We start from the raw sequence: 17,842 nt of genomic DNA, 5'->3' as shown, positions 1-17,842 counted from the left end.
CGGGAAAGACAAGAGAGACAGATGATTCGCACCTCCTTCAACGACAACTGGGAAACCCGGCGCAAGGTCAATCCCTTCGCCGAACTCTCCGGCCCCGTTGCCCCGTTCACCTCCGTCACCCTGCCCCACGACGCGATGATCGGCGAAGACCGTGTCGCACCGGACGGTGCCACGACCATGGAAGGAGGTGCGGGCGCCTACTTCCCCGGCGGCGTCTACGAGTACCGCAAGAGCTTCTTCGTTCCCGAGGACCTAAGCGGCCATCGCATCCTCATCGCATTCGAAGGGGTCTACCGCGACGCCACCGTCCACATCAACGGTGACTACGCAGGCCAGCGCCCCTACGGCTATTCCCACTTCACTGTCGACGCCGACCCCTACCTGCGTTACGGCCAGCACAACGAGATCCGCGTCGAAGCCCGCGCCCACCAGGACTCACGCTGGTACACCGGCGCGGGCATCTACCGTGACACCTGGATGCTGGTCGGCGGTCTCGTACGCATCGCACCCGACGGCATCCGCGTCACCACCCTCGACGTGGACGCCGGCCAGGCAGTCGTCGAAGTCGCGACCCGCCTGCACAACGACTCGATCGCAATCCGCACTCTTGACCTCACCGCCCTGCTGACCGACCCCGACGCCGAGACGGACACCGTGGGCACCACCAAGGTCACGTTGCTGCCCGGCCAGGAAACCACGGTCCGTCAGCGGCTGTACGTACGCGACGTCCGCCTCTGGGGTCCAGACACCCCCCATCTCTACACCGCGCGGATCTCCCTCCTTGAGGAGGGCACCTTCGTGGACAGCGACCACACCACGTTCGGCATCCGGGTCCTGCAGCTCGATCCCGACAACGGGCTGCGCCTGAACGGGCACACCGTCAAGCTGCGGGGCGCCTGCGTCCATCACGACAACGGCCCCCTGGGCGCGGCCACTCACACGCGTGCCGAGGAACGCCGTGTCGAACTCCTCAAGCAGGCCGGCTTCAACGCCATCCGGATCTCTCACCAGCCCATGAGCCGGGCCATGCTCGACGCCTGCGACCAGCACGGTGTTCTCGTCGTCGACGAAGCCTTCGACATGTGGACGTCCGCGAAGAGCGGCTTCGACTACAGCCTCAGCTTCCCCGAGTGGTGGGAGCGCGATCTGGAGTCGATGGTCGCCAAGGACTACAACCATCCGAGCGTCATCATGTACTCCATCGGCAACGAGATTCCCGAGGCCGGATCCGCCGTCGGAGCGGCCTGGGGACGCCGCCTCTCAGAGAAGATCCGCTCCCTCGACTCGAGCCGGTACGTCACCAACAGCATCAACAACATGCTCGCCGTCATGGCCGAGTTCGCGGCCCAGCGGAAGAAGCAGCCGAAGGAGAAGGCCAGCGACGACGGAGCCGGCATCAACACCCTGATGGCCGACGCGGGCGACATGATGAACGCCATCAGTGCGTCCGACTTCGTCACCCAGCGCACGGCCGAGTCCTACAGCGTCCTCGACATCGCCGGCATGAACTACTCCGACAGCCGCTACGCCATGGACCGGGAGCTCTTCCCCGACCGGATCATCCTCGGCACGGAGACCTTCCCCTCCCGCATCGACCGCTACTGGGCACAGGTGCAGCGACACAGCCACGTCATCGGCGACTTCACCTGGACCGGCTGGGACTACCTCGGTGAAGTCGGCATCGGCCGCCCGCAGTACGCCGACGACCAGAACCCCAGGCCCAGCCACACCGCCCCCTACCCCTACCTTCTCGCAGGCTGCGGCGACATCGACATCACCGGCCACCGTCGGCCCGTCTCCTACTACCGCGAGATCGTCTTCGGCCTGCGCAACGAGCCGTACATCGCCGTCCAACGACCGGAGACATACGGCAGGACGTTCATCGGCAGTCCCTGGTCCTGGAGCGACAGCATCGCCAGCTGGACCTGGACCGGCGCCGAGGACGCACCCGTCACCGTCGAGGTCTACAGCGACGCCGACGAGGTCGAGCTCCTTGTCAACGGACGGTCGGCGGGGCGCGGGCCCGCGGGCGCCGAACACCGTTTCCGCGCCGAGTTCACGGTGCCCTATGAGCCGGGCCGCGTTGAGGCGATCGCCTACCGTGACGGCAGGGAGACAGGCCGCTGGGCGCTCGTGACTGCCACCGGAGCCGTGCAGCTGACGGCCGACGCCGACCGGCGAACCGTCCGGGCCGTCGGCGGCGACCTCGCCTATGTGTCCGTCACCCTGACCGACCCGGCGGGAACCTGTTGGACGGGCGCCGACCGCACGGTGCACATCGATGTGTCCGGCGCAGGCGAACTGATCGCCTTGGGCAGTGCTGATCCCCGGTCCCTCCAGAGATTCGACGCCGTCGAGCGACTTACCCACGACGGTCGCGCTCTGGCCATCATCCGTCCCACCAGGTCCGGCACGATCCGCGTCCGGGCGACCGCCGAGGGATGCGAGCCGGTCGAAAGCATCATCACCGTCGAGTAGAGAGCGCCACGCCGCAGACCCCCTGGACTTCACCAGGAGTCGGTGTCAGAGCTGCTTTGCAGCACGGCGTGAGCAACCATCGCCCCGTGCCGCCGACTGACAGGTCCGAAGTACTGCAACCCCCAGAAACGGCTTGGTTCAGAGAAGCTGCGAGGCCACCGAGAGCCGCAGCAGGCCGCACCGTAGCGCTCCCCATGGTTTGCATCTTCATGAACATCCGGACGCGGCCCCCGGCGGCGCGATCGAGGGGCGCCCCGACCTGGAGCAGGGCCTCGCGCAGTTCACTTCGAGCTGGCCCGAGGCTGCGATCTCGTATCCCCTTCGGATCCTCGATGACACCGACAGGGGCGCCGTGGTGGTCTTCGTCGACGTCGACTACGGGGACGGGCGGCGCAACGCCGTCCTCGACAAGCTCCGCTTTCCTGACGACCAGTACCCGCACAGCCTGGGCGTGACATTCGAGGACATGACCACGCGCACCATGCTGGAGGGGCGAGTGGCCATCGGGAGTCACCTGCGCCGGGCGCTGCCCGAGCGTTGTCGACGCTCACCGGGCTTGATCATGGCGAAGACCTCCGGTGTGTTGAGGAGGGTCAGTGATCCGGGAGAACAGCGGCGTCGAGGGCGCCGAGTACGCCGAGTTGGGCGAGGATCACGCTGCCGGAGGGGTAGCAGTCGAAGCGCTTGATCTTGCCCTCCACCAGCTCGAACACATCGCAGCAGGGGGCGTCCATCCGGTTCCCGGTCGGGCCGAGCGTTCCGCCGGCCACGCTCAGCGGGCCGTTGTGGGTGCCCTGCAGTGCCAGCTGCACGACGACGATGTCCCCGCTCACGTAGAGCCGGTAGAGCTCGCGGTGCATGTCGGGGAATGCCCGCCCGTAGTTCTCCACGGGGAAGGCACGGTCCCGGCCCCGGTAGGTGACACCGACCGACTCGTCGGTGAACGTTCCGTCCTCGGTGAAGGCGGCAAGCCAGCCCTCGATGTCCTTGTCCTCGGCTGTCTGGTACGCCTTCCGGACGATCTGCTCGTTGTCCATGCCGGTTCCTCCTACGGCCTCGGTGCTTGATGACAGGCTCATGTCCGGGCAGGTGAGAGGTCGCCACCGGATTCCGGTGATCCGCATCCGGCCGCTTCAGGACCACCGCATCCCAGCGAGGGCCTGTCGCCTTCACGGCGGTGATGCTGAGGTCCCGTTGATGGGCGCAGCAAGGCCGTCCAGCGTGTGCAGAGAGCGTCATGGCTTCCCCGAGTCCGAGTACCGGCCGTCGACTGCGTGCACCGCGATACGCGGCGCGGCCCGGACCCGTACGAGACGACGGGAGACGGCATGACAGAACCGGTGACGCGTCCGTGTGCCCTCGCTTGAAAGGATCCGGCCGGTACTGGACAGGACGGGTTGTGGAATCCATGACGGAAGAGGAGTCGCGCCGGCGGCAGCGGGCGCGCTTCGAAGGACTGGCGCACGTGGTGGTGGAACCGTTGCACCGGTATCTGCTGCGACGGACGGGCGCCGACATGGTCGACGACATCCTGGCGGAGGCGATGCTGGTGCTGTGGCGCCGTATTGACGACGTCCCCGGCCTGGGGCCGGCGCCAGGTTCCCCGCCCGACCCCGATGACGTGCTGCCGTGGTGCTACGGGGTGGCGCGGGGCTGCCTGGCGAATGCCCGCCGTGCCGACGGGCGCCGGCTCCGGCTGGTGGAGCGGTTGATCCGGACGCAGGAACAGCAGCCGGCCGGGACCGCCGACCACGGCGATCTGCACGCCGCGCTCGCCGCCCTCGGGGCGCTGGACCGCGAGGTGGTGCGGCTGTGGGCGTGGGAGGAGCTGGCACCCCGCCAGATCGCGGAGGCGACCGGGCTGACGTCCAACGCGGTGAGCATCCGGCTGCACCGGGCGAAAAAGAAACTCGCCCAACAGTTGGGGCGAAAGCATGACGAACCGTCCGGACACAAGAGGGATGAAGGAAGGAGCGGTCAGTGAACGACGACGAGTTGCAGGCCCGGCTGAAGTCCGCGGACCCGGCGCTGACCCCACATGCTCCGCTGCCCGACATCGACCGACTTGTGGAGGACATCTTGACCACCGACATCGCGCTCCAGACCGGCGATACGGCCCCCGCGACGACCGCCGCGCGACGGAGCCGCCGTCAGCTCCTCGGACTCGCGGCGGCTGCCGGTCTGCTTCTGCTCGGCGGCGGCATCGCCGGAGGAGTCATGGCGAACAACGACAACGGGCACCCGGCCTCGGCCGGCCCGCTGACACTCACCACCGCCGGCGGCTTCGGCAGCCAGAAGTGTGTGGCACCCAGTCCCGACACCCTGCGCGGGTACCCGACCCTCTTCGTGGGAACGGTCACCTCCATCAAGGGCTCCACGGTCACCTTCCGCGTCGACTACTGGTTGAAGGGCGGCGACACGGAGACCGTCGTGCTCGACAGCGACGCGAGCCGGCCGGAGGCGCTGACGTTCTCCGAGGGCGAGCGCTACATCGTGGCCGCCGAGAACGGCGTCGTCCCGGTGTGCGGCGCGAACGGGGCCTCGGACGAGACCGTCGACGAGTTCCGCCAGGCATTCGGGAAGTAACGGAAAGCATCAGCACGGACGATCCGAGCCCACCGACGGCCGCGGTGAGCTCGGACCGGTCCGGGAGTCGGCGCTCCTGTCGCCATGACCGTGTTCCACAGTCGGCCGTGAACGGAGCAGGACGTCAACGCAACCCATCGAAGTGGACGCGGGCAACGCCGTCGCGGCCACCTGCTCGAACAAAAATGACATCTGCAGCGTCGGTAGTCATGAGGCCGGACACACCCTCGGGCTGACGGACAGCTACGCGCCCGGGACAACCTCACCGTGTTCGGCCTGCGCAGGATCTACCGACCCGGAGCACACGCTCCCAGAGAGGTGTTGTATCGATGAAGACCGTACTCCCGATCGGCAGGACCGGATCCGTGTGGACACTGCTGGCGGCGGCCCTGGTCACCATGTCCGTCGCCTGTTCCTCGTCCAGTGGCGGCGGCGAGTCCACGGCGTCCTGCGCGTACCGGGTCGAGTACCAAGACCACATGTACGCGGGCGCGGAGGGGACGGGCTTCACCCTCGGGGACAAGCTCGGCGCTGCCACACTGCCGCCGTGCAACGACATGCCGAGCGAGGAGAACGACGGTCAGACGACGCCGACCCCGACGACTGCCTATGCGATCGAGGGAGTGGATCCCAGCATCGCCATCGCGTTGAAACAGGCGTCTGATGACGTCATCTTCGTCAACGTCGACTCTGACAGGAAGCTGTCCGAGATCCAGGAAATGTTCCACAGCTCTTGATCCCGCTTGCGCGGCGCCGTGCAAGCGGCGCCGCGCACGGGCCACGATCGTAGGGTTCTCGCTGTGACTGTTCACCGAATGCCTGCCGCGGAGATCTCTGTCTCTGCCGATCTGGTGCGCCGTCTGCTCGACGAGCAGCACCCCGACCTGGCTGACCTGCCGGTCGAGGTACTGGCCAACGGCTGGGACAACCTCGTGTGCCGGCTCGGCGAGGAGTTCCTCGTCCGGCTGCCACGGCGTGCCGTGGCAGCCGAGTTCGTCGCCCACGAGCAGCGGTGGTTGCCGGAGTTGGCCGCCCGCCTGCCGTTGCCTGTGCCCGCACCGGTGCGCGTCGGGCGGCCGACGGCTCGGTACCCGTGGCCCTGGAGCGTCGTGCCGTATTTCCCGGGCCGGATCGCGGCGCAATCGGAGCCCGACGACCGCTGGTCGGCGGCGGCCGTGCTCGGCGGCTTTCTTGACGCACTGCACGCCCCGGCTCCTGCGGAGGCGCCCGTCAACTCGGTTCGCGGGATTCCGCTGGCCGGACGCGCCGAGGGCGTCCTGGCCGGGCTGGCACACGTCGATCGGGCCGATCGCGCCACCGCGCTGCGGGTTTGGGAATCGGCCGCCGCCGCGCCCGCCTGGGACGGGCCGCCGGTGTGGCTGCACGGGGATCTGCACCCGGCCAACATCCTGGTCGACCGCGGCCGCATCAGCGCCGTGATCGACTTCGGTGACATCACCTCCGGTGATCCCGCCACTGACCTGTCCGTGGCCTGGATGCTCTTCACGGCGGAGCAGCGTGCTGCCCTACGACAGACGTGCGGCCGCGCGGACGACGCGACCTGGGAACGGGCCCGCGGGTGGGCGCTTGCCCTGTCCCTGGTCTTCCTGTCGCACTCGGCGGACAACCCACTGATGCGCGGCATCGGCGAGCGCGCCTTCCGCGCGGTGCTGGAGTAGCGGTCGGCATCAGGACTTGAGCCGAGGCTGCGCCTGCGGTTGACGGAGAAGGCAGGACAGGACGGCTGACGTGTCCTGTCCTGCCTTCCCGGCGTGTGTGTCCTCAGGCGGCGACCGTGTCGGCGATGCCGTATCCGGCCTCGACGATCGCGGCGCGGAGCCGGCTGTCGTCGAGGTCCGTTCCGTGCACGGTGACGGACTTGGCGGCGACGTCGACCACGACCTCGCTCACTCCCGCGACCTCGGACACCTCTTGCCTGATGCTCGCCGCGCAGTGCTCGCAGCTCATGCCGGTGACGTTGTACTGCTTCTGTGCCATGGCGCAACTCCTTGACGCGATTGGGGCTTTGGGCGGTTCACGGACACGGGGCCGGAGGTTCAGTCCCTTCCCGTCACCCCAACAGTCGGTTGGGCGGAGCCGGAAGTTCCGGAGCGGGCACGCCGATACCGGTATGGAGCACGAGGGGAGGCGGGAGGAGGGGGACCGGGTGGACCGGATGGCGGACTGCCGGCGCGGTGACCCCCCGTAACACGCTTGGACAGGTGGAGGCTTTTTGGTTCGCTCCCCGCTGCTCCGCGGGGAAGGCGCCTCTTCACCCCGGGACGTGGACACGCACCACGCGGAGACAGACACCTCTGGTGTGTCGTGCGTCACGTTTGGGTGCGGGAACTCGATGTTCCGTCCGGCCGACTACTGAGGCGGTACGGCTTCAACTGCTCTCTTGCGCACGACGGTTCGATGCGACCAGGAAGGTCGAGTATGGCCGAGATCCGACATCCGTCCCACCCTGCCGGCGTGATCGCCCGCAGCCTGCTGCCGCCCCCGGCGCTGTGCGGCTTCCTGCTGCTGCTCGTCCTCGTGTTCTCGGTGTCCTACGCCGTCGGATCGGCCGCCGGGCCGGTGGCGCCCGGCATGCACGGGACCGGGAGCGCCGGAAGCGGAAGCGGCGGAGACGGCGGTGGTGGTGGGAGTGGCGGGAGTGGCGGCGGCATGGAGGACATGCCCGGGACGGACGGGAGCGTGCAGGACATGCAGAACATGCCGGGGATGACGGACGGGAGCGGCCAGTGACGGCGGGCGAAACGGTGACCGGCCTCGTGGTCACGGACCTCACCGTCGGCGGTATGACCTGCGCGGCCTGCGTGCGGCGGGTGGAGAAGAAGCTCGCCAAGCTGGACGGCGTCACGGCCACCGTGAACCTCGCCACCGGGACGGCCCGGGTCAGCCACCCGGCGAGCGTCGCGCCCACGGAACTCGTCACCGCGGTCGAACAGGCCGGCTACCAGGCCGCCCTGCCCGCGCCGCCCGTCCAGGAGGACGAGCGGACGGCGGACGCCGACCCGGACAGGGCCGATGCCGCCACCCGGCAGGAGCGCGAGCGGCTGCTCGTCACCGCGCTGCTCGCCGTCCCCGTGCTGGTGCTGTCGATGGTGCCCGATCTTCAGTTCCGTAACTGGCAGTGGCTGTGCTTCGCGCTGGCCGCCCCGGTGGCGGTGTGGAGTGCCTGGCCCTTCCATGAGCGCGCACTGCGCGGGCTGCGCCACTCCGCGGCCACCATGGACACCCTGGTCTCGCTGGGCGTGGTGGCGTCCTTCTCCTGGTCGGCGTACGCGCTGTTCCTCGGGGGAGCGGGCGAGCCGGGGATGCGGATGCCGTTCAGCCTGCTGCCGTCCGCGTCGGACGGCACGGCGCACGTCTACCTGGAAGCCGCGGTGAGCGTGCCGCTGTTCGTGCTGACCGGACGGTACCTGGAGGCGCGGGCGCGCCGGGGGACCGGGGCGGCCCTGCGGGCGCTGGCGGACCTGGCGGCCAAGGAGGTGTCCGTCCGCGACGAGCACGGCGAGCGGTCCGTCCCCATAGGACAGCTGAGGGTGGGACAGGTCTTCGTCGTGCGCCCGGGTGAGCGCGTCGCCACCGACGGGCGGGTGACGGAGGGCAGTTCGGCCGTGGACCTGTCCCTGGTCACCGGCGAGAGCGAGCCCGTCGAGGTGAGCCCCGGCTCGGCGCTGGTCGGCGGGGCCGTCAACGCCGGCGGGCTGCTTCTCGTACGGGCGACGGCCGTCGGCGCGGACACCCAGTTGGCCCGGATCACCCGGCTGGTCACTGAGGCTCAGGCGGGCAAGGCGCGGGCGCAGCGGCTGGCCGACGCGGTGGCCGGGGTGTTCGTGCCCATCGTGCTGACGATCGCGGTGACCGTCCTCGGGTTCTGGCTCGGAGCCGGCGCCGACCCGCAGGCGGCGCTCACCGCCTGTGTGGCCGTCCTCGTCGTGGCCTGTCCGTGTGCGCTGGGGCTCGCCACCCCGACCGCCCTGATGGCCGCCACCGGACGCGGGGCGCAACTGGGTGTGCTGGTGAGCGGTCCGCAGACGCTGGAGGCGCTCCAGCACGTGGACACGGTCGTCCTGGACAAGACCGGCACCCTGACCTCCGGTCACATGACCGTCGCCCGGGTGACCACCGTGCCCGGTGGCCCGGCACCGGAGGAACTGGTCCGCCTGGCCGGAGCGGTGGAGCAGGGCTCCGAGCATCCGATCGGGCGGGCGGTCGCGGCGTACGCGCGCCGCTCGGCGGACCAGGAGCCGCTGCCGGACGTGACCGGCTTCACCGCCACGGCGGGGCGGGGTGTCACGGGACGCGTGGCCGGTCGTACGGTCGAAGTGGCCGTACCGGACGGCGAGTTGCCGCCCGCGCTGGCCGAGGCGCTGGCCGCGGCGGAGGGCGAGGCGTACACGCCCGTGGTGGTCCGGGTGGACGGCAGGGCCGTGGCGCTGATCGCCGTCGGCGACCTCGTACGGCCCGGCAGCTACCGTGCCGTGGAGCGGCTGCGGCGGCTGGGCATCCGCCCGGTGCTCGCCACCGGGAACCGCGAGGCTCCCGCGCGGGCGGTGGCGGAGGCGCTCGGGATCGACGAGGTGCACGCCCGCTGCTCCCCGGAGGACAAGGCCGACCTGGTCCGGCGGCTGAGGGAGGAGGGGTGCCGGGTCGCGGTCGTCGGTGACGGAGTGAACGACGCCGCCGCGCTCGCCGGCGCCGACCTGGGCATCGCCATGGGCAGCGGCACGGACGTGGCCATCGGGGCGGCCGACCTGACTCTGGTGCGCGGCGACATCGAGGCACTCGTGGACGCCGTCGGGCTGGCCCGGCGCACGCTCGGCACCATCCGCGCCAACCTGCTGTGGGCCTTCGGCTACAACGTCGTGACCGTGCCGCTCGCCATGGTGGGACTGCTCAACCCCATGCTCGCCGCCGCCGCGATGTCGGTGAGTTCGGTGCTGGTGGTGGCCAACAGCCTGCGGCTGCGCGGCTGGCAGCCGACGCCCGGCGGCGGCCGCGGGCGCGGGGCACGACCCGGGAAGGCGGCAGTTCTGTGAAGTGGACGATCACGGCCCTCGGTGACCGGCGGCGGCTGATGGACGGCGCACTCGCCGCTCTCCTTCCCGTCGCCGCGTGCGGTGTGGCACTGGCGGGCCTCACCGCCTGGACCGGCACCGGCAGGGCGGGCAGCCCGGCGCGTATGAGTGTCACCGACGGGCGTGTCCTGCTGCCGTCCGCCGGGGTGGCGGAGACGGCCGCGTTCTTCCGTATCGAGAACGAGGGCGGCTCCGCCGACAGCCTGGTACGGGTCACCTCGCCCCGGGTCGCCGGCGGCATCACGCTCGCCCGGCACCGCATGAACGAGGGGAACGCGGCCTACCGTGCCGCCGTCGACTCCGTGGGGATACCGGCGGGCGGGAGCGTCGCGATGTCGCCGCAGGGGGTGGACCTGACGGTGTCCGCTCCGGCCGGGAAATGGAGTTCGGGCGATCTGGTGCCCTTCACCCTGGAGTTCCGGCACAGTGGGCGGGTCAAGGTCCTTGCGGTGGTGGTGCGTTCGGGAAGTGCCCCGTTCCAGTAGTCGTGCCGACCGTCCGCCGAGTTCCCGACCACTGGGTGTGACGTGCGTCACTGTCCGGTCGGTGAGTCGGAGGCCGGGTGCCCGCACGTACCCCCTGACGACGAGCAGTCGCCGGGTGCGAGGATGGGCGGGCTATGACTGTCCGAGGGTGGTGCCGTGCGCTGCGGGCCGGTGTGTTCGCCGCCGTCTGCGTGCTGCTCGCGGCCCTCGGTCACGTGATCATGTCGGGCACCTCCGTCCCCTGGTGGGCCGTGGCCGCCGGCGCGGCCGGGACCGGCACCGCAGGCTGGCTGCTGGCCGGCCGTGAACGGGGACGCACGCTCATCGTCACGGTCGTGACGGTGGCGCAGGCGGTGCTCCACGAGGCGTTCTTGCTTGCGCAGACGGTCACACCGGCGGTGGTGCCGGGCCAAGGCATCGCGGCCCGCGCCCCGGACTCCATGACGGACATGAGCGGCATGGGTGTGGGCGGCATGGGCATGGGCGCCATGGATATGGGCTCCGCGCCCATGGGGTCCATGCACATGGACCCGATGGACATGGGCTCCATGGCGCATGCCGTGGCCGGTGCCCAACACGCGGACGGTATGGCGGGCATGGGCGGCGCCGCCACGTACGGCATGTTCGCCGCGCACCTCCTGGCCGCAATCCTGTGCGGGCTCTGGCTCGCGTACGGCGAACGCGCGGTCTTCCGCGTCCTGCGGGCCGCGGCCATCCGACTGGTGGCACCGCTGCGGATGCTGCTGGCCGGGCCCGCGCCGCTCCCGCACCCGCCGGCGGGCAGGCGTCGCGCCACCGACGTCCCGGCTCCGGCGCGCCTTCTCCTGTGCTGCTCGCTCACCTCTCGGGCCCCGCCCACGGGTGCCGCTGTCGCCTGAGACAGCCGGAACCACCGGGGCCTCACGTCTCGCCTTCCGTCCTGCCGCGTTCGCGCGCAGCTCCTTCTTGTCGGCGCTTCACAGCGGCACGTCCACGTGCCGCCGTGCGCCGACGCCTCCTGACGGGCCCCGGGCATCGCCGTACCCACCGCGTACGGCCGCATCCCCAGTCCCGGTGCGCCGCCGCTCCCAGCGGCCGGCCCCGGACGACCCGAGAAGGACATCACGTGACTGCTACCGTCCTGCCCTCTTCCCGGACGAAACGCGCCTCGGCGGACGCGGCGGCGACCGCCTGGGCGCTGGCCGCCCGAGGCGGCGACCGGCACGCGGCCGAGCACTTCGTCCGCGCGCTCCACAACGACGTGCTGCGCTACGTCGCCCACCTCAGCGGCGATCCCCAGACGGCCCACGACCTGACCCAGGACACCTTCGCGCGGGCCTTCGGCAGCCTGCACCGCTTCGAAGGCCGGGCCTCGGCCCGCACTTGGCTGCTGTCCATCGCCCGTCGCACGGTGGCCGACAGCTTCCGTCACGCCGCCGCCCGGCCGCGGCTCGCCGACACCCCCGACTGGCAGGCGGCCGTCGAACGCATGCAGCCGCGCGGCCTTCCGGGCTTCGAAGACGGCGTGGCCCTGCTCGATCTGCTGGAGACGCTGCCCGACGAACGCCGTGAGGCGTTCGTCCTCACCCAGGTGGTCGGCCTGTCCTACGAGGAGGCCGCCGGCTTCACCGGCTGCCCCGTCGGCACCGTCCGCTCCCGGGTGTCGCGGGCCCGGGCGACTCTGGAACGGCAGCTCCTGGAGGCCGAGGCACCGGCCGCCCTGGCGGCCTGACCCGACGACGGGTTGGCGCTCACCGGCGGGGGAGCGCCAACTCCGGCGCCCGGCTGGGAGATTGACGGAAATTCGCGGGAACCCGCCCGCTCGCGCGTCCGACTACTAGTGCGACGCCGGCTCGTCGAGCCGGTCGTGGCACCAGCTGGAAGGGCCCGTATGACACCCGCGACAGAGACCGCCTTCGCGGCGATCAGAGGCGACCACGGCGCGGACTCCCTCAGGCGTGTGGAACGGATGCTGGAGCCCGGGGGAGGCGGCACACGGCACCCGTTGCAGAAGGGGGCCAAGTGGATCCTGCCGGGACTGTCCGCCACCCCGTGGCACGATCCGCACGGGTATCCCGAACTGGCCCCGGTCGTCGACGCCCTGGAAGCCGCCCACCCGGCCGTCAAAGAGGAGTTGACCGCCGCCTGGGCGGGACGGCGGGAGGCGTTCTCGGACTACGAGCACTACCTGACCCGCCAAGAGGACTGGCAGGCCCTCTACCTGTACCGGGCAGGGGCCCTGGTCGAGGAGTCGGCCGGGCCCGCACCCACCGCGTACCAGGTGCTCAAGGAATTCGCGGTGGACACGGAGAAGATCTGTCCCCTCCTGGAATCCCACTTCTCGACCCTGCTCCCCGGCGCGGTCATCGCCCCGCACTGCGACCTGTGGAACTTCAGCATCAACCTGCATCTCGCGGTGGACATTCCTGACGGTTGCAGTATCACCGTGGCGGGTGAGGCCCGTTCCTGGCGGGAGGGCAAGTGCCTGCTCTTCGACTATTCCTTCGAGCATGCGGCACGCAATGACGGCGAAAGGCCGCGGACCTGCCTGCTCGTGGACCTGTGGCATCCGGAAACCACTGTTCCGGAAAGGCGTGCGCTGGTGGCGCTCATCACCGAGATAAGGCAGCTCATGGGCGACGGCTGATTGCCCGTAATTCGTCGCACGATTCATCCGGCGAGATTTCCGGCCGCCGGAATTCAGGCGTGCCTGAAAATGTAATTCGGGTCGCGGATAAATGTTTTCCGTAGGGTCATTCTCAAGCCTTCTTCCGGAGTGTTATGGTGACCGAAATTCATCGACCGGCGCGGATATCCGATTCGAATTCGCCGTCGTTTTCCGTTCAGGCGTGAGGAGGGGCTCGACCTATGCGTGCACGACTGTCCCTTGTGGTTCTCGCGCTCGCCCAACTGGTCATCGCGCTCGACTACAACATCGTCTACGTCGCACTTCCCGACATAGGCACCGGCCTCGGCTTCTCCGCGCACGACCTCCAGTGGGTGGTGAGCGCGTACGTCGTGACGACCGGCGGCTTCCTGCTACTGGGCGGCCGGACGGCCGATCTGCTGGGCCGGCGCCGGACGTTCGTCGCCGCGGCTCTGGTCTACGCGGGCTCCTCCCTGGTGGGCGGGCTGTCGCAGTCGGCGGGCACCCTCGTCACCGTCCGCGCGGTCCAGGGCATCGGCGGTTCGCTGCTCTTCCCGGCCACTCTCTCCCTGATCAACACGATCTACGAGGAGGGACCGGCCCGGAACCGCGCTCTCGCGGTGTGGGGCGCGGCAGGGGCCGGCGGCCTGTGCTTCGGGTCGCTGCTGGGCGGGGTGCTGGTCGACGCGTTCGGCTGGCCGTCGGTCTTCTTCGTCAACGTGCCCGTGGCGGCCGCCATCGCCTGGGCGGGCCGGAGCCTGTTCCCGACGGACGTCCCGCGCACCGGCGCACGGCGCTTCGACGTGACCGGTGCGCTCGCCGGGACCGGCGGGATCACGCTTGTGGTGTTCGTCCTGGTGCACGCCCCCGAGGCGGGTTGGACCAGCGCGTCCGCCCTGCTCGGCGGGGTGCTCGCGGCAGCCCTCCTGACACTCTTCGCCGTCGTCGAGACCCGCTCCCGCGACCCGCTGGTGCCGGCCCGGCTGTTCGCCCACCGGAGTCTGGTCGCGGCGATGGCGGTCACCGCCCTCTACAGCGCCACCTTCAGCTCCCTGCCCTACTTCCTGACCCTGTACTTCCAGACCGTGCGCGGCTACAGCGCGTTCGCGACCGGCCTCGCCTTCCTCGTGCCGGCGGTGGTGACCGCGCTGGGCACCCACCTCGGGGAACGGGCCGTCGCGGCCGTCGGCGTACGGCGCATGCTCGTCGGCGGCCTGGTCTCCGGCGCGGCCGGAGCCGCCGCCCTGGGAACCGCGCTCACCGTGGACGGCTCGTACGGCCTCTTGTTACCCGGGATCGTGCTGCTCGGCCTCGGCCAGGGTGCCGCCTGGACCGGCATGTGGATCGCCGCCGCCTCCGGGGTGGCCCCCGAGGACCAGGGGGTGGCGTCCGGAATGGCCTCCACCAGCCTCCAGGTCGGCGGCGCGGTGGGACTCGCCCTGCTGGTCGCCCTGGCGGGCGGCACCGGCCAGGGCCCGCCGGACGACGCCCTGCTCACCGGCATCCGGGCCGCCGTGTTCGCCGTCGCGGCCGGCCTCGGCTGCGGGGTCCTGCTGACCCTGGCCCTGCGCAGCACCGCCACCGTCTGACCAACCGCCGCTCCTCCCCACCCCGTCAGGAGAACAGCTGTGCCCAGCAACGCCCTCAGCCCGTCCGCCCCGGCGGCCGTCCTGTGCGGACTGGCCGGTTGGGTCCCGCCCCGCGTGGTCACCAACGACGAACTCGCCGGGCGGCTGGACACCGACGACACCTGGATCCGCACCCGCACCGGAATCCGGCGCCGCCACATCGCCGAGCCCGGCCAGGCCACCTCCGACCTCGCCGTCGAGGCCGGCCGGCTCGCGCTCCGCTCCGCCGGGGGCGGCTCCGGGCGGGGCTCCATCGACGCGGTGATCGTCACCACGACCACCCCGGACCGCCCGTGCCCGGCCACCGCGCCCCTGGTCGCGGCCCGGCTCGGGCTCGGCGGTGCGGCGGCCTTCGACGTCGGCGCCGTGTGCACCGGATTCGTCTACGGCCTCGCCACCGCGGCGGGCCTGATCGCCTCCCGGGTCGCCGAACGGGTCCTGCTGATCGGCGCGGACGTCTACTCCACCATCGTCGACCCGCTGGACCGTGCCAACGCGATCATCTTCGGCGACGGCGCCGGAGCGGTCGTCCTGCGTGCCGGGCACCCGGACGAGCCCGGCGCGGTCGGGTACTTCGACCTCGGCAGCGACGGGGCCCACGAGGACCTGATCATGGTCGCCGCGGGTGGCTCCCGCCGGCCGTCCGCCGTAGGTTTCCGTCAGCCGTCCGACGGGGCTTCCCGGCAGGGCTTGGCCGACGGTTCCCGGCACGGCTTCGCCGACGGTTCCCGGCACGGCTTGGCCGACGGTTCCCGGCAGGGCTCCGACGGCGGCTTCGGGCAGGGCTCCGACGGCGGCGAACCCACCCGCGCCGAGCGGCACTTCGCGATGCGCGGCAAGGAGGTCTACCGCCACGCGGTGACCCGCATGGCCGCCTCGGCGCGGGCCACGCTGGACCGGGCCGGATGGAAGACCGACGACGTCGACCACTTCGTCCCCCACCAGGCCAACCTGCGCATCCTGCACTCCGTCGCGGACGACCTGGACCTGCCCAGGGAACGCTGCGTGACCAACGTCGACTCCGTCGGCAACACCGGTGCCGCGTCCATCCCGCTCGCCCTCGCCGACGCCGCCGCCCGGGGGCGGATCCGGGTCGGCGACCGCCTCCTGCTCACCGCCTTCGGCGGCGGCCTCACCTGGGGCTCCTGCCTCCTGACCTGGCCCTCGCTCCCCACGCATCCGCAATCGGAACGGACCACACCATGACCAGCACCTACGAAGAACTCGTCGGGATCCTCACCCGCCTCCACGACACCCCCGCCGACCGGATCCGCCCCGAAGCCACCCTCGGCGCCCTGGACGTCGACTCCCTGACCACCGTCGAGATCAGCATCCGTATCGAACGCGATCTCGGCGTCACCGTCGGCGACGACGAACTCCAGCCCGACCGCACCCTCGGCGAGATCGCCGCACTCGTCGACGCCCGCCGGGCCACCACCGTCTGAACCCCCCGAACCCCACCGAACCCCACGAAGGGACAAGCGACATGCGGATCAAGGACCAGTCAGGAGCCGGACTCGGCGCGATCGTCGAGGACTTCGACCACACCACGGCCTCCGACACCGACATCGCGACGCTCAAGCAGACCGTCTACACGAAGAAGATCGCTGTCCTGAAGGGCCAGGACCTCTCCCCACGGGAGTTCCTCGCCCTCGGCGAGCGCCTCGGCCGCCCCGAGACCTACTACGAGCCGATGTACAAGCACCCCGAGGTCCCCGAGGTATTCGTCTCCTCCAACGTCCCGGAGAACGGCAAGCAGATAGGCGTGCCGAAGACCGGCAAGTTCTGGCACGCCGACTACCAGTTCATGCCGGACCCCTTCGGTATCACCCTGATCCACCCCCAGGTCGTCCCGGAGAAGAACCGCGGAACGTACTTCATCGACATGGGCCGGGCGTACGAGGAGCTGCCCGCGGAGCTGAAGAAGGACATCGCCGGAACCTGGTGCAGGCACTCCGTGCGCAAGTACTTCAAGATCCGCCCGCACGACGTGTACCGCCCCATCTCCGAAGTCATCGAGGAGGTCGAGACCAAGACCCCGCCCGTCGTCCAGCCCACCACCTTCACCCACCCCATGACCGGCGAGACCGTCCTCTACATCAGCGAGGGCTTCACCGTCGGCATCGAGGACGCGGACGGCAGCCCGCTCGACGAAGAGCTGCTCAAGCGGCTCTTCGAGGCCACCGGGCAGCTCGACGAGACCTTCGAGCACGGCAACATCCATCTCCAGAGCTTCGAGAAGGGCGACCTGCTGGTCTGGGACAACCGCAGCCTCGTCCACCGTGCCCGCCACACCACGACGCCCGAACCGACGGTCTCCTACCGCGTCACCGTCCACGACGAGCGCAAACTGCACGACGGGATACCGGCCGCGTGACCGCGCCCGCCGCCGACCGCCCCGAGGCCCCGCCGCAGCGCTCGTACGCCACCGACGAGGAACTGCTGGCCCGCGTCCTGGTGCCCTACAAGGACAACTGCAAGTACCTGAGGTCCGCCCGAGTCACCGCCGACGCCGGACTCGCCGCCGCCCGCTGCGAGTTCGCGATCCCGGAGTCCTGCTACATCGACGACACCGGCCACCTGAACTCGGCCGAGGTCAACATCGCCTACAACCAGATGATGTATTACCTGGTCGCCAAGTCCGTGCAGGAAGGGCTCCTGACCGGGTTCGAGACCTGGACGCCGGCCGACTTCTGGCGCCACCAGCTCCCCGACATCCTCATCGCCCGGTTCGCCGGCAACTTCCGCCGCCCCGTCGACCCCCGTGCCTTCTCCGGCGAGATGGAGTTCCACTCCGTCACCCGGCGGACCCCCGGCGGCGGCAGCCCCTTCCTCCACGCGCAGACGTCGTACCGCTACTGGGACGGCGACGGCGGCCGATGCGACGGCGAGGCGACCCTCGCGTTCGTCAACGTCCCCTGACCCGCCGACGACCCACGGATGACCCGC

General features: G+C 70.5%; 18 protein-coding genes. 16 read left to right on the top strand and 2 right to left on the bottom strand.

Annotation, left to right across the window (positions count from 1 at the left end; all coding sequences use genetic code 11):
- Positions 1-21 precede the first annotated feature (21 nt).
- Positions 22-2,478 (top strand): glycoside hydrolase family 2 TIM barrel-domain containing protein, encoded by a 2,457-nt coding sequence (locus tag ACFWXC_RS38380; RefSeq protein WP_384486290.1) that lies wholly within the window; start codon positions 22-24, stop codon positions 2,476-2,478.
- Positions 2,479-3,071: 593 nt separating this feature from the next.
- Here the strand turns inward: ACFWXC_RS38380 and ACFWXC_RS38375 are convergent.
- Positions 3,072-3,515 (bottom strand): nuclear transport factor 2 family protein, encoded by a 444-nt coding sequence (locus ACFWXC_RS38375; protein ID WP_384486288.1) that lies wholly within the window; start codon positions 3,513-3,515, stop codon positions 3,072-3,074.
- Positions 3,516-3,886: 371 nt separating this feature from the next.
- Here ACFWXC_RS38375 and ACFWXC_RS38370 point away from each other — a divergent pair, with 371 nt between their 5' ends.
- From ACFWXC_RS38370 to ACFWXC_RS38355, 4 genes are all read left to right on the top strand, one after another.
- Positions 3,887-4,462 (top strand): RNA polymerase sigma factor, encoded by a 576-nt coding sequence (locus tag ACFWXC_RS38370; protein WP_384486286.1) that lies wholly within the window; start codon positions 3,887-3,889, stop codon positions 4,460-4,462.
- Complete coding sequence (locus ACFWXC_RS38365; RefSeq protein ID WP_384486284.1) at positions 4,459-5,064, top strand: hypothetical protein; 606 nt, start codon at positions 4,459-4,461, stop codon at positions 5,062-5,064. Before ACFWXC_RS38370 ends, ACFWXC_RS38365 begins: the two co-directional genes overlap by 4 nt.
- Before the next feature lie 329 nt (positions 5,065-5,393).
- Entirely contained in the window at positions 5,394-5,801 is a 408-nt protein-coding gene (locus ACFWXC_RS38360; protein ID WP_384486282.1) for a DUF6281 family protein, read from the top strand.
- Positions 5,802-5,879: 78 nt separating this feature from the next.
- Complete coding sequence (locus ACFWXC_RS38355; RefSeq protein ID WP_384486280.1) at positions 5,880-6,743, top strand: aminoglycoside phosphotransferase family protein; 864 nt, start codon at positions 5,880-5,882, stop codon at positions 6,741-6,743.
- Positions 6,744-6,846: 103 nt separating this feature from the next.
- Here the strand turns inward: ACFWXC_RS38355 and ACFWXC_RS38350 are convergent, their stop codons facing one another.
- Positions 6,847-7,062 carry a heavy-metal-associated domain-containing protein gene (locus tag ACFWXC_RS38350; RefSeq protein ID WP_384486278.1) on the bottom strand — a complete coding sequence of 72 codons (216 nt, stop codon included), beginning with the start codon at positions 7,060-7,062 and terminating at the stop codon, positions 6,847-6,849.
- A 477-nt stretch (positions 7,063-7,539) separates the two neighbouring features.
- Between ACFWXC_RS38350 and ACFWXC_RS38345 the strand changes: the two genes are divergently transcribed.
- The 11 genes from ACFWXC_RS38345 (at position 7,540) to ACFWXC_RS38295 (ending at position 17,815) form a co-directional block, all read left to right on the top strand.
- On the top strand, positions 7,540-7,815 hold the full coding sequence (locus tag ACFWXC_RS38345) for a hypothetical protein (RefSeq protein ID WP_384486276.1): 276 nt from the start codon (positions 7,540-7,542) through the stop codon (positions 7,813-7,815).
- Positions 7,812-10,115, top strand: a complete 2,304-nt coding sequence (locus ACFWXC_RS38340; protein ID WP_384486274.1) for a heavy metal translocating P-type ATPase — start codon at positions 7,812-7,814, stop codon at positions 10,113-10,115. The genes ACFWXC_RS38345 and ACFWXC_RS38340 overlap by 4 nt, the downstream gene beginning before the upstream one ends.
- 38 nt (positions 10,116-10,153) lie before the next feature.
- Positions 10,154-10,639 carry a copper chaperone PCu(A)C gene (locus ACFWXC_RS38335; RefSeq protein WP_384486324.1) on the top strand — a complete coding sequence of 162 codons (486 nt, stop codon included), beginning with the start codon at positions 10,154-10,156 and terminating at the stop codon, positions 10,637-10,639.
- Positions 10,640-10,773: 134 nt separating this feature from the next.
- The gene (locus ACFWXC_RS38330; RefSeq protein WP_384486272.1) at positions 10,774-11,517 is read left to right on the top strand and encodes a hypothetical protein; all 744 of its coding nucleotides are present in this window, start codon (positions 10,774-10,776) and stop codon (positions 11,515-11,517) included.
- Between the two features lie 227 nt (positions 11,518-11,744).
- Positions 11,745-12,350 carry a sigma-70 family RNA polymerase sigma factor gene (locus ACFWXC_RS38325; protein WP_384486270.1) on the top strand — a complete coding sequence of 202 codons (606 nt, stop codon included), beginning with the start codon at positions 11,745-11,747 and terminating at the stop codon, positions 12,348-12,350.
- 159 nt (positions 12,351-12,509) lie between these two features.
- Positions 12,510-13,265, top strand: a complete 756-nt coding sequence (locus ACFWXC_RS38320) for an aspartyl/asparaginyl beta-hydroxylase domain-containing protein (RefSeq protein WP_384486268.1) — start codon at positions 12,510-12,512, stop codon at positions 13,263-13,265.
- Between the two features lie 221 nt (positions 13,266-13,486).
- Positions 13,487-14,854, top strand: coding sequence for an MFS transporter (locus tag ACFWXC_RS38315; RefSeq protein WP_384486266.1), 1,368 nt, complete (start codon positions 13,487-13,489; stop codon positions 14,852-14,854).
- Positions 14,855-14,893: 39 nt separating this feature from the next.
- Complete coding sequence (locus tag ACFWXC_RS38310; RefSeq protein WP_384486264.1) at positions 14,894-16,099, top strand: beta-ketoacyl-ACP synthase III; 1,206 nt, start codon at positions 14,894-14,896, stop codon at positions 16,097-16,099.
- The gene (locus ACFWXC_RS38305; protein WP_384486262.1) at positions 16,096-16,338 is read left to right on the top strand and encodes an acyl carrier protein; all 243 of its coding nucleotides are present in this window, start codon (positions 16,096-16,098) and stop codon (positions 16,336-16,338) included. The genes ACFWXC_RS38310 and ACFWXC_RS38305 overlap by 4 nt, the downstream gene beginning before the upstream one ends.
- A gap of 41 nt (positions 16,339-16,379) precedes the next feature.
- Positions 16,380-17,270 carry a TauD/TfdA dioxygenase family protein gene (locus ACFWXC_RS38300; RefSeq protein WP_384486260.1) on the top strand — a complete coding sequence of 297 codons (891 nt, stop codon included), beginning with the start codon at positions 16,380-16,382 and terminating at the stop codon, positions 17,268-17,270.
- The gene (locus ACFWXC_RS38295; RefSeq protein WP_384486258.1) at positions 17,267-17,815 is read left to right on the top strand and encodes an FcoT family thioesterase; all 549 of its coding nucleotides are present in this window, start codon (positions 17,267-17,269) and stop codon (positions 17,813-17,815) included. The genes ACFWXC_RS38300 and ACFWXC_RS38295 overlap by 4 nt, the downstream gene beginning before the upstream one ends.
- The last annotated feature ends 27 nt before the right edge of the window (positions 17,816-17,842 follow it).

It is taken from the genome of Streptomyces sp. NPDC058683, from assembly GCF_042716195.1.
In the GTDB taxonomy this organism is placed as follows: domain Bacteria; phylum Actinomycetota; class Actinomycetes; order Streptomycetales; family Streptomycetaceae; genus Streptomyces.
Note: the sequence above shows the minus strand (reverse complement) of the source record. Positions and strands in the feature narration are given on the sequence as shown.

Coding starts and splice junctions, on each gene's coding strand:
- ACFWXC_RS38370 (WP_384486286.1), top strand. CDS start 3,887: ATGACGGAAGAGGAGTCGCGCCGGCGGCAGCGGGCGCGCTTCGAAGGA.
- ACFWXC_RS38335 (WP_384486324.1), top strand. CDS start 10,154: ATGGACGGCGCACTCGCCGCTCTCCTTCCCGTCGCCGCGTGCGGTGTG.
- ACFWXC_RS38320 (WP_384486268.1), top strand. CDS start 12,510: ATGACACCCGCGACAGAGACCGCCTTCGCGGCGATCAGAGGCGACCAC.
- ACFWXC_RS38315 (WP_384486266.1), top strand. CDS start 13,487: ATGCGTGCACGACTGTCCCTTGTGGTTCTCGCGCTCGCCCAACTGGTC.
- ACFWXC_RS38360 (WP_384486282.1), top strand. CDS start 5,394: ATGAAGACCGTACTCCCGATCGGCAGGACCGGATCCGTGTGGACACTG.
- ACFWXC_RS38300 (WP_384486260.1), top strand. CDS start 16,380: ATGCGGATCAAGGACCAGTCAGGAGCCGGACTCGGCGCGATCGTCGAG.
- ACFWXC_RS38305 (WP_384486262.1), top strand. CDS start 16,096: ATGACCAGCACCTACGAAGAACTCGTCGGGATCCTCACCCGCCTCCAC.
- ACFWXC_RS38355 (WP_384486280.1), top strand. CDS start 5,880: ATGCCTGCCGCGGAGATCTCTGTCTCTGCCGATCTGGTGCGCCGTCTG.
- ACFWXC_RS38330 (WP_384486272.1), top strand. CDS start 10,774: ATGACTGTCCGAGGGTGGTGCCGTGCGCTGCGGGCCGGTGTGTTCGCC.
- ACFWXC_RS38350 (WP_384486278.1), bottom strand. CDS start 7,062: ATGGCACAGAAGCAGTACAACGTCACCGGCATGAGCTGCGAGCACTGC.
- ACFWXC_RS38380 (WP_384486290.1), top strand. CDS start 22: ATGATTCGCACCTCCTTCAACGACAACTGGGAAACCCGGCGCAAGGTC.
- ACFWXC_RS38375 (WP_384486288.1), bottom strand. CDS start 3,515: ATGGACAACGAGCAGATCGTCCGGAAGGCGTACCAGACAGCCGAGGAC.